This window comes from Paenibacillus sp. 1_12 (genome assembly GCF_900114475.1).
Taxonomy (GTDB): domain Bacteria; phylum Bacillota; class Bacilli; order Paenibacillales; family NBRC-103111; genus Paenibacillus_S.
In genome coordinates this window covers 121,143-135,339 of the sequence record NZ_FOTE01000002.1, presented here as the reverse complement: position 1 = coordinate 135,339, position 14,197 = coordinate 121,143, and the positions used below count along the sequence as shown (strand labels likewise).

19 protein-coding genes are annotated in these 14,197 nt (G+C 43.7%); 18 read left to right on the top strand and 1 reads right to left on the bottom strand.

The features are described 5' to 3' along the window. Positions 1-23: 23 nt before the first annotated feature. The 13 genes from BM210_RS04600 (at position 24) to BM210_RS04540 (ending at position 10,200) form a co-directional block, all read left to right on the top strand. Positions 24-1,118 carry a prephenate dehydrogenase gene (locus BM210_RS04600; protein WP_091165002.1) on the top strand — a complete coding sequence of 365 codons (1,095 nt, stop codon included), beginning with the start codon at positions 24-26 and terminating at the stop codon, positions 1,116-1,118. Between the two features lie 333 nt (positions 1,119-1,451). Further along, positions 1,452-2,042 carry an RNA polymerase sigma factor gene (locus BM210_RS04595; protein ID WP_091164999.1) on the top strand — a complete coding sequence of 197 codons (591 nt, stop codon included), beginning with the start codon at positions 1,452-1,454 and terminating at the stop codon, positions 2,040-2,042. Further along, positions 2,039-2,671 carry an anti-sigma factor family protein gene (locus BM210_RS04590; protein WP_256223245.1) on the top strand — a complete coding sequence of 211 codons (633 nt, stop codon included), beginning with the start codon at positions 2,039-2,041 and terminating at the stop codon, positions 2,669-2,671. The genes BM210_RS04595 and BM210_RS04590 overlap by 4 nt, the downstream gene beginning before the upstream one ends. A gap of 63 nt (positions 2,672-2,734) precedes the next feature. Next, positions 2,735-3,313: a histidine phosphatase family protein gene (locus BM210_RS04585; protein WP_091164997.1), complete on the top strand. Its 579-nt coding sequence runs from the start codon at positions 2,735-2,737 to the stop codon at positions 3,311-3,313. A 157-nt stretch (positions 3,314-3,470) separates the two neighbouring features. Then, complete coding sequence (locus BM210_RS04580) at positions 3,471-4,595, top strand: hypothetical protein (protein ID WP_091164996.1); 1,125 nt, start codon at positions 3,471-3,473, stop codon at positions 4,593-4,595. 51 nt (positions 4,596-4,646) lie between these two features. Continuing rightward, a complete protein-coding gene (locus BM210_RS04575; protein WP_091164994.1) occupies positions 4,647-5,162 on the top strand; it encodes a gamma carbonic anhydrase family protein in 516 nt (171 codons plus the stop codon). 46 nt (positions 5,163-5,208) lie between these two features. Beyond that, entirely contained in the window at positions 5,209-5,400 is a 192-nt protein-coding gene (locus tag BM210_RS04570; RefSeq protein ID WP_091164991.1) for an IDEAL domain-containing protein, read from the top strand. A 223-nt stretch (positions 5,401-5,623) separates the two neighbouring features. Then, positions 5,624-6,064, top strand: a complete 441-nt coding sequence (locus tag BM210_RS04565) for a DUF2487 family protein (protein ID WP_091164989.1) — start codon at positions 5,624-5,626, stop codon at positions 6,062-6,064. Positions 6,065-6,304: 240 nt separating this feature from the next. Beyond that, entirely contained in the window at positions 6,305-6,853 is a 549-nt protein-coding gene (locus BM210_RS04560; RefSeq protein WP_371263415.1) for a QcrA and Rieske domain-containing protein, read from the top strand. A gap of 16 nt (positions 6,854-6,869) precedes the next feature. After that, positions 6,870-7,541, top strand: a complete 672-nt coding sequence (gene qcrB, locus BM210_RS04555) for a menaquinol-cytochrome c reductase cytochrome b subunit (protein ID WP_076227549.1) — start codon at positions 6,870-6,872, stop codon at positions 7,539-7,541. A gap of 15 nt (positions 7,542-7,556) precedes the next feature. Beyond that, a complete protein-coding gene (locus BM210_RS04550; RefSeq protein ID WP_091164987.1) occupies positions 7,557-8,438 on the top strand; it encodes a c-type cytochrome in 882 nt (293 codons plus the stop codon). 164 nt (positions 8,439-8,602) lie between these two features. Beyond that, a complete protein-coding gene (locus BM210_RS04545) occupies positions 8,603-9,259 on the top strand; it encodes a DUF1405 domain-containing protein (RefSeq protein WP_091166123.1) in 657 nt (218 codons plus the stop codon). A gap of 71 nt (positions 9,260-9,330) precedes the next feature. Beyond that, positions 9,331-10,200, top strand: a complete 870-nt coding sequence (locus BM210_RS04540) for a sporulation protein YpjB (protein WP_091164985.1) — start codon at positions 9,331-9,333, stop codon at positions 10,198-10,200. A gap of 1 nt (position 10,201) precedes the next feature. On the opposite strand, the gene BM210_RS04535 is transcribed toward BM210_RS04540, so the two are convergent. Continuing rightward, positions 10,202-11,071 carry a YitT family protein gene (locus tag BM210_RS04535; RefSeq protein WP_091164983.1) on the bottom strand — a complete coding sequence of 290 codons (870 nt, stop codon included), beginning with the start codon at positions 11,069-11,071 and terminating at the stop codon, positions 10,202-10,204. A gap of 220 nt (positions 11,072-11,291) precedes the next feature. Here BM210_RS04535 and BM210_RS04530 point away from each other — a divergent pair, with 220 nt between their 5' ends. Genes BM210_RS04530 through bshB1 form a run of 5 tightly spaced genes read left to right on the top strand, consistent with a single transcriptional unit; the run spans position 11,292 to position 14,159 of the window. Then, positions 11,292-11,630: a nucleotide pyrophosphohydrolase gene (locus BM210_RS04530; protein ID WP_091166121.1), complete on the top strand. Its 339-nt coding sequence runs from the start codon at positions 11,292-11,294 to the stop codon at positions 11,628-11,630. A gap of 45 nt (positions 11,631-11,675) precedes the next feature. Next, the gene (locus BM210_RS04525; protein ID WP_091164981.1) at positions 11,676-12,200 is read left to right on the top strand and encodes a tetratricopeptide repeat protein; all 525 of its coding nucleotides are present in this window, start codon (positions 11,676-11,678) and stop codon (positions 12,198-12,200) included. Positions 12,201-12,218: 18 nt separating this feature from the next. Next, positions 12,219-13,022, top strand: a complete 804-nt coding sequence (dapB, locus tag BM210_RS04520; protein ID WP_091164979.1) for a 4-hydroxy-tetrahydrodipicolinate reductase — start codon at positions 12,219-12,221, stop codon at positions 13,020-13,022. Positions 13,023-13,044: 22 nt separating this feature from the next. Then, a complete protein-coding gene (locus BM210_RS04515; protein ID WP_091164977.1) occupies positions 13,045-13,464 on the top strand; it encodes a methylglyoxal synthase in 420 nt (139 codons plus the stop codon). Then, positions 13,461-14,159: a bacillithiol biosynthesis deacetylase BshB1 gene (gene bshB1, locus BM210_RS04510; RefSeq protein WP_091164972.1), complete on the top strand. Its 699-nt coding sequence runs from the start codon at positions 13,461-13,463 to the stop codon at positions 14,157-14,159. The genes BM210_RS04515 and bshB1 overlap by 4 nt, the downstream gene beginning before the upstream one ends. Positions 14,160-14,197 lie beyond the last annotated feature (38 nt).

Below are 14,197 nucleotides of genomic sequence, written 5' to 3'. Positions count from 1 at the left end.
GTTTTGGGAGGGTATGAGTTTCAATGATAAAAATTGCTATATTTGGGGTTGGTCTGATTGGCGGTTCTCTGGCGCTCTGTTTTAAAGGAAAACCGGAGTTATATGTCGTCGGCCATTCCAATAACCCACGGTCCGTAGACAAATATTTGAAGCATGGGGTTGTTGATCATGCTACGGTGTCGATGGAGGAAGCTGCGACGGATGCTGATTTTATTTTTCTTTGTGTTCCTGTCGGGAATATGGAGGATTACTTAAATCAATTGTCACGGATGAAGCTGAAATCGGGATGTATCATTACCGACGCGGGCAGCACCAAAGCTTCCATAACTGCTTGTGCAGAACGGCTTGATTTTGGAGATGCCTATTTCATTGGCGGTCATCCGATGGCAGGCAGCGAGAAAACAGGAGTAGAGGCATCCAGTCCGTATTTGTACGAAAATGCATTTTATGTACTTACACCGATGGAACAAACGCCTCAAGAGGCTTATGACAGACTAGCCACATTACTTCGCTTCACGAGAGCTCATATTATTAAAGTGGATTCCAGGCTGCATGATGATATTGTTGGTGCAATCAGCCATCTTCCGCATATAATTGCCGTAGCTCTGGTTAATCAAATCGCAGGTTATAACCAATCGAATAACTTGTATGAGAACCTGGCGGCCGGCGGCTTCAGGGATTTGACAAGAATCGCATCTGGAGATCCGATTATTTGGAGAGATATTTTAAGTGACAACCGTGAAGTGCTGCTAAAGCTGCTGCTGGATTGGAATTCGGAAATTGCCCGTTTTATCGAGCTTTTGAAATTGGATGATAGCAAGGGCATTGAGGCAGAGTTCCGTAAAGCCAACGAGTTTCGCAGTGGCCTGCCAGAGCGCCGCAAAGGGGTTCTTTCATCTGTATTTGAAATTTATGTCGATGAAGTCCCTGACCACCCGGGAATCATTGGACAAATTACGATGCTGCTCGGCAATAACAAAATTAACTTGAGCAACATTCATATTATTGAAAGCCGTGAAGATGTTCCTGGCAATTTGCGATTATCTTTTCGTGACGAAGGGCATATGGATCGGGCGATTGAGCTTCTGACAAAAGAGAATTACACAGTTCATGTGTAGTTCTTTTTTTTGTTCACATTAATATAAAGCGTTTTCAAAAAACTATTGACAATTTGTAACCGTATACATATAATAAAAGTACAGTATGGTTTCTCTCCACTCCTATCCGAAATCATTGCACTATGTGCTACCACCTTTCTTAATAAGGTGGTTTTTTTTATGAAATATTTTAATATATCGTCGAAAAAGCAGGAATTACGCTCATCATTACCGAATGATATATACAACACTGTAAAATTTTTTTAGATATGCGCAACTTTTTTGCTCCCGCAAAGTCAAATGTAGTAAGGAGTCACTGGGGGTAGCAAGGAATCACAAGGAGGGTCGTATTGAATGACCGATTCCCAGTTGATCAGAGAGATCAAGGATGGTAACGTACAACTTTACGACGAATTAATGCGACGCTACGAACGTAAGATTTTGGCTTTTATCTATCACATGTTAAAGAGCGCGCGTATGGATTCGATGGCTGAGGACTTATGCAATGAAACTTTTTATAAAGCCTATCGCAGCCTAAGCTCATTTCGAGAAATTGAGGCGACTTTTTCAACATGGCTGTATACGATAGCTAGAAATACCGTCCTAAGCGAATTGCGTAAAAATAATCATGTGAAGGTATCCTTGGATCAGGGAGGTTTCGAGCCTCTTGCTGATTCCGATTCGATGCCAGAAGTAAGTATATTACGGAATGAAAAAGTATCCATGGTACGTGATGCCATTAATAATTTACCAGAGAAGCAGCGTTCCGCACTCATAATGCGTGAATATGATCAGATGGATTATCAAGAGATCGCGAATATCCTAGGTCAAACCGTAAGTTCGGTCAAATCCTTACTGTTCAGGGCAAGAGCGAGTGTCAAACTTCAATTGGAACCTTACTTTCTTGACCCAGTCTTTGAGGAGTATGAAGGGATGAAACGATGATGAAATGTGAAGAAATTCAAGAATTACTCGGTGCTTATTGGGATTTGCCAGCAAATGACCCTACAAGAAGCAAGGTTGACGAACATATCAACCATTGCGAGAGCTGTGCTGCCGAGTTTGAAATTTGGCAAGAGAGTACAGATCTGATCCAAAGTGCAGCCGAGATGGGAGAGCCTTATACGAATTCCACCCCCATTTCGCTCAGCGTGATGAATCGTATCTACAAGGATGAATCCTGGAGGGTTCCCGTTACTGGCAGAATGTATGCTTTCTCCTTTAAGCTGCGCCGAAATATGACCGCGATGATTGCTATTTGTTTGGCGTTGTTTATTTTCTCATTTGTTTATTCCATTAATAACCAGCAAAACGGAGATACGGTAGCGTTATCTACTGATTCTTCAGTCATTGGCAGAATGAGCGATCCCGTTGTAGTGGCTGGCGGTAAATCGGAATCCATGAATGTACGGACAATGCCATCTGCAGTAGCCAGCTTGAAGGGCTTTAGTGAACCTTTCATGTATCAGGTGGGACCGATTCATACTTACAAGGATTATCTGCTTTTCCTTTCGCTTCTGGGTTTGACTTGTACCTTACTCACGATGAATTGGTTTTCAAGAACTAAATCATAGCTGCAAGCGAGCCCCTTAGGGGCTTTTTTACTTGATGATACAGAAAGAGAGTGATTATTTACATTGATTACTGTAGGCTTGATCCGTCACGGGACGACAGAATGGAATATTGCAGGCAGGATGCAAGGGCAGATGGATACAGAGCTTGCAGGCATAGGTATTGAACAAGCTGAGCTTTTGGCGCGACGATTGATAGGTGAGCAATGGGATGGAATCATGGCAAGTGATTTAATCAGGGCTAGACAAACGGCACAAACCATCTCCGACGTAACAGGTATTCCTTTCCTTGGAATCGATTCTCGACTGCGGGAAAGGCATTTTGGTCAGCTGGAAGGTACGACTTTGGAAGATCGAATTTCACGCTTTGGGGAAAACTGGAGAGAGCAAGATCTGGGCTTGGAGACAGATGAGGCTCTAATAGAAAGATGGTCTTCATTCTTTGAAGCTTTGGAGCAGTCACATCGTGGGAAGCGGATCCTGGTTGTTAGTCATGGTGGTTTTATTGCTCCTGTTCTGGAGCGTATTATGGGGGAGCCGGTAACATCTCATTTGAACAACACCTCTTTAACTGTAATGGAGCTCACGGCGGATGCTGTATGGAATTGTCACTTATTGAACTGTACGGCCCACTTGAATAAATAAAGAACTCTTGAAATATGTAGCAGGCTGCTGAGATTAATTGGCAGTCTTTTTACTGTACAACAGTATAATTGGCGCTGTAGAAAAATTTCTAAGAGACACGTTTAAATGCGGTGTTTTTTCCAATAATGGTATTAAGCCATTATCGGAGGTACTCACGATGAATTTAGCGGACATGTTAAGTTACGCCGATATACACGATCTAAGTCGGATCGCTGGCACCTACAATTGCAGCTGTAACGGACATTCCAAAAATGAGCTGATTCAGTCCATTCTCGCCACTGTCAGCCGCAAAGATGTTTTTGAACGTCAGCTGACTGATCTATCTATTGAGGGTATCCGCTTTTTGAACTCGTTGATTTTTGACAAGCGCGGCACATTCAGTATTGAGGAGCTGGTGGCAAGAGTTCAGCAGAGCCGTTTCGTTAAGGATGGAGAGGATGTATGGAATCCGCGAGAGTTGATTACTCGCTTTAAGCAGCAGGGTTGGCTATTTAATGGTCATTCAAGGGATACGCGGTATGTATTTCAGGTACCAGCCGATTTGAAACAAAGATTCAGTACAGCTTTGGCCAAGCAGTTTCAGCAGCACATACTGGTAACGGACGAGCCTGAAGTTTACCGGGATGAGCAGAGACTTATTATCGATGATATCCGGAACTTTCTCTGTTTTGTACGAGATCAGGATGTGATTCTCTCTGCCGATCACTATATGTACAAGCGGCACTTGCAGCAGATACTAGATCGGCTGGCGGTAAAGGAAGAGCCTGTTGGTAAAACAGCTTGGCGATTTGGCTATGGCCGCATGTTTAAAGAGTATCCGAATCGGTTTTCATTTATTTATGACTACTGTTATTTCAAGGAATGGATAACGGAGCATAATCAGACGCTTTCTCTGACTGCAAAAGGCATCGAAGAGGTCCAAAGTGAGCGTCAGGAGGATTTGCTTCAGGTGTATCGGTTTTGGCTGCGGTTGTATAAGGGAGCTATTCCTAATTTACAGTCCATCATGCATTGGCTGGAAACTCTTGTTCCAACATGGGTAACAGTGACGTCCTTGAAAACCGCGTTGATCCCATTGATTCGTCCTTTTTATTACGACTCAGCGGAATCTATCTTTGAGCAGCGTATTTTGCAAATGCAGATGCACCTGGGTTTGATTCGGATTGGGGAGCATCATGAGCATGGTGCTGTGATTCAATTAACAAAGCTCGGGAGAAGTGTCATTCAAGGGATTTACAAAGCTAACGAGGATTTACTCGCACTGCCATTTGACAAGCATTAATCTGCTTGCTAAAATCACTCCCATATTCGTAGATCAAAGGAGTGAGCGTGAATGCTGCATAGCTATAATGGGATTTCTCCCCAGGTACATCCAACTGCATTTCTGGCAGAAGGTGTTCAAATCATAGGGGATGTTATTATCGAGGCAGAAGCCACGATCTGGTTTAATACAGTTCTTCGCGGCGATTTGGCACCTATCCGGATTGGTCGTAAAAGCAACATCCAGGATGGCTGCATCGGACATGTGAATGTGGACCAACCCTTATTGATAGGGGAAGAAGTATCGGTTGGACATGGAGCAATCATCCACGGCTGCCACATAGGTAAAGGCACATTAATTGGTATGGGGGCTATTGTACTTAACGGCGCGGTGATTGATGAATATGCTTTAGTAGGGGCGGGATCGTTGGTCACCGAGAATAAGCACATTCCATCACGTACGCTATCGCTTGGCTCACCAGCCAAGGTAGTACGCGAGCTTGCAGAGTCAGATTTGCTCCGTATGCAGCGGACGATGGAAAGCTACGTGATCAAAGGCAAGGAATACCGTTTGCAGGTGAAGCCTTAGTATTCTCGAAACAATTCTGAAGCGACCCAGTTTGGAGGTAGGTTCTATGGGCAAAATGAATATTTCCAACGATAAGATGCTGGGCTTGTTTGCCGAGATGGTACTTGATGAATCCATCCGCAAATATAAGGAGCAACATTTGTACAAAGAGATTGATTTAGCTTTGGCTAAAGGGGATGAAGAGACCTTCCTGACTCTCACCACAGAACTAAAATCGCTCTATGCGCTTGGAAAATAACACTGCCCCTTAGGGTCTAATCAATGGCATCCGGCTAAAGGCATGTGAATTTCATTCATATGTCTCTTTTTCTATGTTAAACTGTTACAATGTGTGCTTACGAAGCAATTTTCTACGAAAATTTATAAGTCTAAGCTTACGAAGTCAGTTTTCCTACGGAAAACTCAGAGAATGCTTACGAAGTCAGGTTTTCCTACGGAAAACTCTAAGGAGGAACCAACCAATGAAATTCAGCGATGTTAATGAAAAAACATGGGACGATTTGCGTCCTTACGTGGACACGTGCCTGCTGCCCGTTACCGGAATAACAGGAGCCGAGCAGCCATGGGAAGCAACTTGTGCGTTGGAGGACCTCAGGGATGCCCTGGATTTGTTCGAAATCCCATACAAAGGCAGAGTATTGACATATCCGGCACTGCATTATGTTTTGGGTGACAGCGGACTGGAGCACGTAAATACTGTCTGTGCACAGCTTAAGGCAAGCGGCTTTGCTTTTGTCGTTGTAGTGAGTGCCAATGCGGATCTTGCGGATCTATTGTCACATACTCAGGCGGATCTCGCGTTCACGCTGACGCCCGATTTATTGACTGAATCGCTCCCTGCAGAGAAGAAACGTATAGCGGAAAAGCTGATGCTTTTATGGGCTGGCAAGAATCAAGAATAATTTGTGTATGATCAGTGGCAATTTTGTTAATTCTATGTATGCGGTGTTCTAAATCAATTGTGTGACGAGATGTGACAAATTCGTTAAAAGTTATTGTAAGGACAAGCTTTGGTGCTTTGAAAATGACGGCAAAATTCTTGACGCACCTTGACTCGTAAGCTATTATTAATAATGTCCTAGTATGTGTTGTAAAGTAATGTCGAACGACATGATATAGTTGCAAAAGGAGGTAGAACACGAGTGAGTGAGCACAATAATCAGGATGGGCATCACCAAGGTGGTTCGGCGGTCAAGCGTCGCGAGATGTCTCGCAGACAATTTCTTTCTTATACCCTTGGTGGAGCCGGAGCATTCATGGGCGCTGGAATGATCGTTCCTATGCTTCGATTTGCTGTTGATCCTGTCCTTCAACCAAAGTCGGAAGCCGCTTGGGTAAAGGTAGTAGAGGCTGCAAAGATTACAGAAACACCAGCATCTTTCAAATTCAAAGTCCACCAGGTCGACGGTTGGTGGGAAAGTGATCCAGAACTTGAAGCTTGGATTTCCAAAGACAAGGCTGGTAACATTTTCGCTTTAAATCCAACCTGTAAACACTTGGGTTGTACGGTTGACTGGAATTCCAATCCAGCCTATAAGGATCAGTACTACTGTCCTTGCCATGGCGCGCACTACACGGCTGACGGTAAAAACCTTGCTGTTGCCCCATTGCCGCTTGACCAGTATGCGCTCAAAACGGAAAACGGCTTTGTTTACGTAGGCCAGCTTGGTCCGAACAAAAGGGTACAATAAGGAGGCGTAACATCAGATGTTTAAAAATATGTATAACTGGATTGATGAGCGTCTAGATATCACGCCGATGTGGAGAGATGTGGCCGACCATGAGGTACCGGAGCATGTAAATCCGGCGCATCACTTTTCTGCATTCGTCTATTGCTTCGGTGGATTGACGTTTTTTATCACAGTTATTCAAATCCTGTCCGGTATGTTCTTAACGATGTATTACGTTCCAGATATTATTAATGCTTATGCCAGCGTTGATTACCTTCAACATAAAGTCGCTTTTGGCGTTATTGTTCGGGGTATGCATCACTGGGGAGCGAGTCTTGTTATCGTCATGATGTTTTTACATACGCTCCGCGTGTTCTTTACAGGTTCCTACAAGGCACCTCGTGAAATGAACTGGGTTGTGGGCATGATGATTTTCCTGGTTATGCTGGGTCTTGGTTTCACTGGGTACCTGCTTCCATGGGATAACAAAGCTTATTTTGCTACACAAGTAGGTATCAAAATCGCCGCATCCGCACCATATATCGGTGATTACGTCAAAACATTCCTGCAAGGTGGAGAAATTGTTGGTGCTCAAACATTAACGCGCTTCTTTGCACTTCACGTGTTCTTCTTGCCAGGTGCATTGCTCGCCCTATTGGCAGGACATTTCTTTATGATTCGTAAGCAAGGAATTTCCGGTCCGTTATAGAAGGAGGTGTGAAAAGTGGCACATGGTCACAATTCTGACGAGAAAATTGTTTATGTAGGTGATTCACGAGTACGCGCCAAGACATCACGTTTGACGCAACCCGACTTTTCCGCTTATCCCGGAAAATCGGAAGTTTTTATTCCAAACTTTCTTCTGAAGGAATGGATGGTTGCGGTCGTCGTATTGGTAGGTATTTTGGTGCTGGTTATGACTGAAGCTGCACCGCTTGGTTATCCGGCAGATCCAACCAATACTCAATTTATTCCAATGCCCGACTGGTATTTCTTGTTCATGTACCAATTACTGAAATACCCATACACATCTGATCAATTCGTTGTGTTCGGTACAGTTATCGTTCCGGGCATTATGTTCGGCGGCTTGATTATTGCTCCTTTTCTGGATACAGGGAAAGAAAGACGCTTTTACAGACGTCCAATTGCTACAACCTTGATGGTATTAACTTTGGTAGCATGTACGTATTTAACAGTCGTATCTTGGACTCATTATGAGCACGAATTGAAGGAAAAAAATATTATTCCTGAGCACATCAAACGTGAAGAAGAAATGCATGCAGCTAAAAGCGCAGGCCTTCCTGCTCCAAGCACGAAGAAAACGGCAACAGCTGTTGCTATCGTGGCAGCGGATGATCCAGGTGCAGAAATCTATAAGAAGGCGACTTGTGTAACTTGTCACGGTGCTGAGCTTAAAGGAATTCCTGCTTCCGGTATACCGGCACTTCGTGGTGTGGGAGATAAGCACAATCAGGAAGCAATTCTGGGAATTATTAAAAAAGGTGTCGGAAACATGGGTGCTCAATATGATGATAACATCAAAAAAGGACTCACTGAAGCAGACATTACCAAATTAGCGGAATGGCTAAGCAAACAAAAATCATAATATTTCGAAGACCTGACCGTCAGCAGCATGGTCAGGTCTTTTTCAAAATCCCAGAAAGTACTGGAACTTAACTTTCGGGATTTTTCCAGGCAAACGTGTTCCGTCGTAATGACGGTTAGGCCGTATATCCTTGAATTCATACGGGAGGAACTCCATTGTTAAGTATGTCGATTCGAACCTATGTTTCAAAGGCTTTTCTATCCAGCAGATTTATGCTTTGGACCTTATTTTGGGTAAACTTTCTTGGTACGATTTATGGATACCAATGGTACTGGAGACAGCTCGTATATACAGCACAAACGATGTCTCCGATTTATTTGCCGTTTGTTCCTGATAGTCCAACAGCAAGTCTTTTTTTTACCGGAGTCATTGCATACCTGCTGTTTGATTCATATAAGAATCGCAGTCAAAGTCCGAAAAGCAGTTGGTTTCGCAGTTTGATTGAAGCACTTGCTCTTATTACTTCTTTTAAATATGGGGTATGGGCGGTTAGTATGATCTGGGCAGGAGTTTATCAAGGAGATTCCGTCAATTGGCAGGATTGGATGCTGACCATATCCCATTTGGGAATGGCTGCAGAAGCTATATTATATACGAGATTATATACATATCGGGTTAATGCTATTATTGTCGCAGCTCTTTGGACATTTTGGAACGATTATATGGATTATGTTGTAGGCGTATTTCCATGGCTTCCCGCATCATTGGATGATGATGTTCCTGTTGTTGCTGCTTTTACTGTACTGCTCAGCTTTGTAAGTGTCATACTGGCCTGGGTTCTAATGAAAGTTCGCAGAATGCTAGAAAAAAGACAGGTCTAAATTTGGACATCCCCCCATACCTTGAGGATAGATGAAGCTTACGAGATAAGTAACTCTAGGGGGGATGTTCAATGTGGTTTATGAAAAAAGGGAAAACAGGAAGCCTACTATTGACACTATTACTTGGTGTTCAATTATTGACGGCTTGTTCCCAGTCACAGTTGCCCACGGATCAGGCACTCACACCCAAACCGGCAAAGGATCAATTGCAAAAGCTTGAGGTGCTTAATCAAACAGCTGATGACATGTATAAAAAGGTCATGCAAGGAGATTTGGACGGTGGACGAGCTGTTCTTCAGCTTCTGAGTGAGCAAATCCCGCAAATCCGTTACGAAGGGATCACGACGGTAGAAGGATTGAATGCGTTGACAGAAGCCATTACTCAAGCCAAGCGCACCTTTAATGCGGTCAAGCTATCTCCTGCTGAGGGACAAGTATCAGTCGCCACGATTCGTCTGGCTACAGACGCCTTGACACATCCGAATGAACCCATGTGGCTTCAATATTATAGTCCGCTGCTGAATGATCTAAAGCAAATGGAGCAGGCTTCACAAGATCAGAAGAAACCTGAGTTGAGCCAAGCCGCTATTTCATTTCGTCAGCACATCGCTATCATACATCCAAGTCTGCTCATTAGTAGGGACCCTACAGAGATCGAGAAGCTGGATTCTCTAGTCATTTTCGTGACTGACCAGGTTCGTTCCGAACAAGAGCCTTTTAAACAGGTGATCAACGTAATACCTTCCTTACGCAATACCATTGATATCTTGTTCCTGAAAAAAGATGCAACGGCCTACTTGCCAATCATAGATGATCAAAATCCGATTATATGGAAACTAATAATTGGCGCGGTGATATTGGCAGTTTTGGCGTTTGCCGCCTGGCGACTCTCCAAAAAGGATAATGGACTCGTCGTGGTGAACAAATCAGCTGAAGATTAAGCTATTCAGGCTTAAAGCCTTCTCCAAGTACGTCATGTACCTCGTTGATAATGATGAAAGCGCGAGGATCAACGTTTCGGATCAAGTCTTTGAGCCTTTTCATTTCTTGACGGTAGACGACGCAGTAGACCATATTCTTTGGTGTTTTAGAGTAGCCGCCATAAGCAGGGATTAAAGTGGCACCACGATCGGTCTGTGATGTGATGATACTGACTAGCTGCTCAGCATGGTCGGAAATAATCGTAAATGCATGTGCTGCATACGCACCTTCAATTATAATATCGATTACCTTGCTCGTAATAAACACGGCCACAAAGGTATATAAGATTTGTTCCTTGGGAATAAAAAAAATGGCAGAACCAATGACAATTGCATCGAAAAGAAGAATGATCTGTCCAATACTCCAGCCTTTCCATTTTTGCACAATTCTCGCTATAATATCTGTGCCTCCGGTTGTTCCTCCAAAACGAAATACAATTCCCAAACCTACCCCAAGCGTAAGTCCGGCATACGCCGTTACAAGAAAGAAATCCTGCTCCGTTCGAAAAGGTAACACCCACCCACTAACAATCAGCCGCTCCATCACCCATAAAAAAAAAGTAAGCGAGAGCGTTCCAGTAACCGTGTAGATCATAGATTCTCTTCCGAATATTTTCCAGGCTGCGATAAACAGGGGAATATTGATCACTAAGGTCGTTATGGAAAGTGGGATATGAAAAACATAGTTAATAAGCAAGGCTATACCGGTTATTCCGCCTTCCATTAAACGATTGGGTATTATAAAATAGTGCAGTCCGAAGGCGTATATGGCTGTCCCGATTATAATGGGAAGAATGGATTGCAGCCAGTTGATTCCAGCTTTTATTTGCATTAATTAACAAGGCCTCCTCAATCATTTTACCAGCAGTACGGTAGAGTGCGAATGAATCTCCGGATGTTTTTCTTTAGTATGTCTAATAAACACTCAAAAAAAATTTGTCATCCTATCCTGTTTGCGATAACATGGAATGAAGGGCTTGAAACGAGAGGTATTTTATCCATTCAGTCCTGAAATTAGCGGTTATTTAAATAAGGTTGGTGACGATTTCGCAATGACAGAACGGACGCTCGCAGAGCTGCAGCAGGAAGTAGATGCTTACATATCACAGTATAAAGAGGGTTATTTTAGTCCATTGTCCATGCTGGCGCGGATGTCCGAAGAGGTTGGCGAGCTTGCTCGCGAGGTCAATCATCAGTTTGGGGAAAAGCCCAAAAAATCCTCTGAAGCTGACAACTCAATTGAGCTTGAGTTGGGTGATATTTTGTTTATTACGATATGTTTTGCAAATTCTTTGGGGCTGGATCTTACAGAGGCGCATGATAAAATTATGCACAAATTTCGGACCCGAGATGCAGATCGTTGGACAAAAATAAACACCGATACGGAGTGATTATCATATGCTGAACCATCACCTTTGTAGAAGGGAATGGGCAGCATGGATGGAGAAGAGCAGATCAAGAAGGCCTATGAGTCAATTTTAATGCACGATTTTGAGCAAGCAGTTGAATGGTTTGGGCAGGCGATTGCAATGAATCCTCACAACGCTGCCTTTCATTATAAGTTATCGATTACCTATGCCAGGAGCAATAAGCTTAACAAAGCAATTGAACACGCGAGGCAGGCTGTTCAAATGGATGGTCGAGAGACTACCTATCAATTACACCTCCAAAATCTTCAGGCCAAGGCGTTTATTCTTAAGGCAGAACGCCATTTAACTGAAAACGAAGCGCAGCTTTGGTTGGCTGTTTCGTTACTGAAGCGCGCAATAGAGCTGGACTCATTGTGTTTGGAAGCCTATTTGCTGCTTGGCCATGGTTACGCTATGCTTAAGGAATATGACCAAGCCATCAGTGCCATTCACACATTGCTTGAGCTGGATCCGCAGCATGAAGTGGGGAGGCGTCTAATGCTGGAATATCAGCAGCGATTAAAAAATAAAAATAATGATTCGAATGAATGACGAAAGGATTGGATATAGATGAGTAAAATTCGTGTTGCAGTAGCTGGAGCGAGCGGTCGTATGGGCCGTGAGGTTGTTAAGATGGTGTTGGAGGATGCGAGTCTGGAGCTCGTGGCAGCAGTAAGCCACTCGGCTGACTCGTCATTGGACGCTGGTCGAGCAGTTGGTCTTGAACCTTGCGGTATTATGATTACGAATGATTTGGAATTGGCACTTGTTGAAGGGAAACCAGATGTATTGGTTGATTTTACTACGCCTCATTCCGTGGTCGCTAATACGGCCTTGGCTATTAAATATAAAGTGCGTCCTGTTATTGGGACAACGGGCTTTACACCTGAGGATATTGAAGAGTTTGACAAGCAATGTAAAGCACAGGGTATTGGCGGTATTATAGCTCCCAACTTCTCAATTGGGGCTATTCTTATGATGAAATTTGCTGCACAGGCAGCTAAGTACATGCCTAATCTGGAAATTATCGAGTATCATGGGGACCAGAAGCTGGATGCGCCCTCAGGTACAGCTGTTAAAACAGCTGAGATGATTTCACAAAGCCGTGAAGAAATGCGTCAAGGAAATCCGAATGAAACGGAAACGATCGAAGGCTCACGCGGCGGACTATACGACGGTTTTCGGATACATAGTGTACGCCTTCCTGGAGTGTTTGCTCAACAGGAGGTTATTTTTGGAGCATTTGGCCAAACATTGAAAATAAGACATGATTCCTATGATCGTGCAGGTTATATGCCAGGAGTTAAGGTAGCAGTAAACAAGGTGATGGAATTGACAGGAATTGTTTACGGTTTTGAGCATTTTATAGATTAAGGCGCAGAGGAGATTTAATGAGATGAACATCGCACTGATTGCACATGACCGTAAAAAGGACGAGATGGTAAACTTTATCATCGCTTATGAGACGGTTTTTGAAAATCATATTTTATTCGCTACAGGTACAACGGGCACTCGAATTATGGATACGACCAAACTTTCCATTCACCGCTTCATGTCAGGACCTCTTGGCGGCGATCAGCAAATTGGTGCTATGGTGGCGACCAATGAAATGGATCTGATTATTTTCTTGCGTGACCCTTTAATGGCACAACCGCATGAGCCGGATATTACTGCTTTGCTTCGTCTATGCGATGTGCAAGGAATTCCATGCGCAACGAATATAGCGACCGCGGAAATTTTGGTTAAGGCGCTTGAACGCGGGGACTTTGCATGGCGAGAATTAGTACACAAGTATAAGCCAGGTGAGCTTTTATGAGCTCATCTCTGGATATGCTTGTCTTTGGCGCGCACCCGGACGATGCAGAAATCGGAATGGGAGGGACTATTTGCAAGCATACTGCAGCAGGTCGCCGCGTAGGTATCTGTGATTTAACTTATGCGGAGATGTCCTCCAACGGTACTGTAGAAATCCGTCAGCAGGAAGCTAAATTGGCATCGGCTGATTTGGGGTTGGCTGTGCGCAGCAACCTTGGTTTACCGGATCGGGGCTTGTGGATGAATGCTCAGCAGATTGCAGCTTTAACGCAAGAAATCCGCAAGCACAAGCCGCGCGTTGTTTTTGCACCTTATTGGGAGGATCGTCATCCCGATCATATTGCCTGCAGCAAATTGGTCCAAGAAGCGGTATTTAATGCGAAGCTTCGACGTTATGAGCCAGAAACCGAGGCACATACGGTAGAAGCCTTGTATTTTTATTTTATTAATGATGTATTTGAAAGTGATTTACTTGTTGATATTTCCGACGTACATGAGCTGAAAATGAAGGCTCTGCAAGCTTACCGATCTCAATTTGAAACCGTTGGAAGCCACAATGACTATGTCCATACCCCACTCAATCAGGGGTATCTGGAACGAATCGTTGCTAAAGACCGGATGTTGGGCCAGAAACGCATGTTAGCTTTTGCGGAAGGCTTCGTGACTAAAGTACCTTATCTTATTCAACAATTTTAATTATACTCAAGCTTGCAATTTAATGTATGGAGGAATTC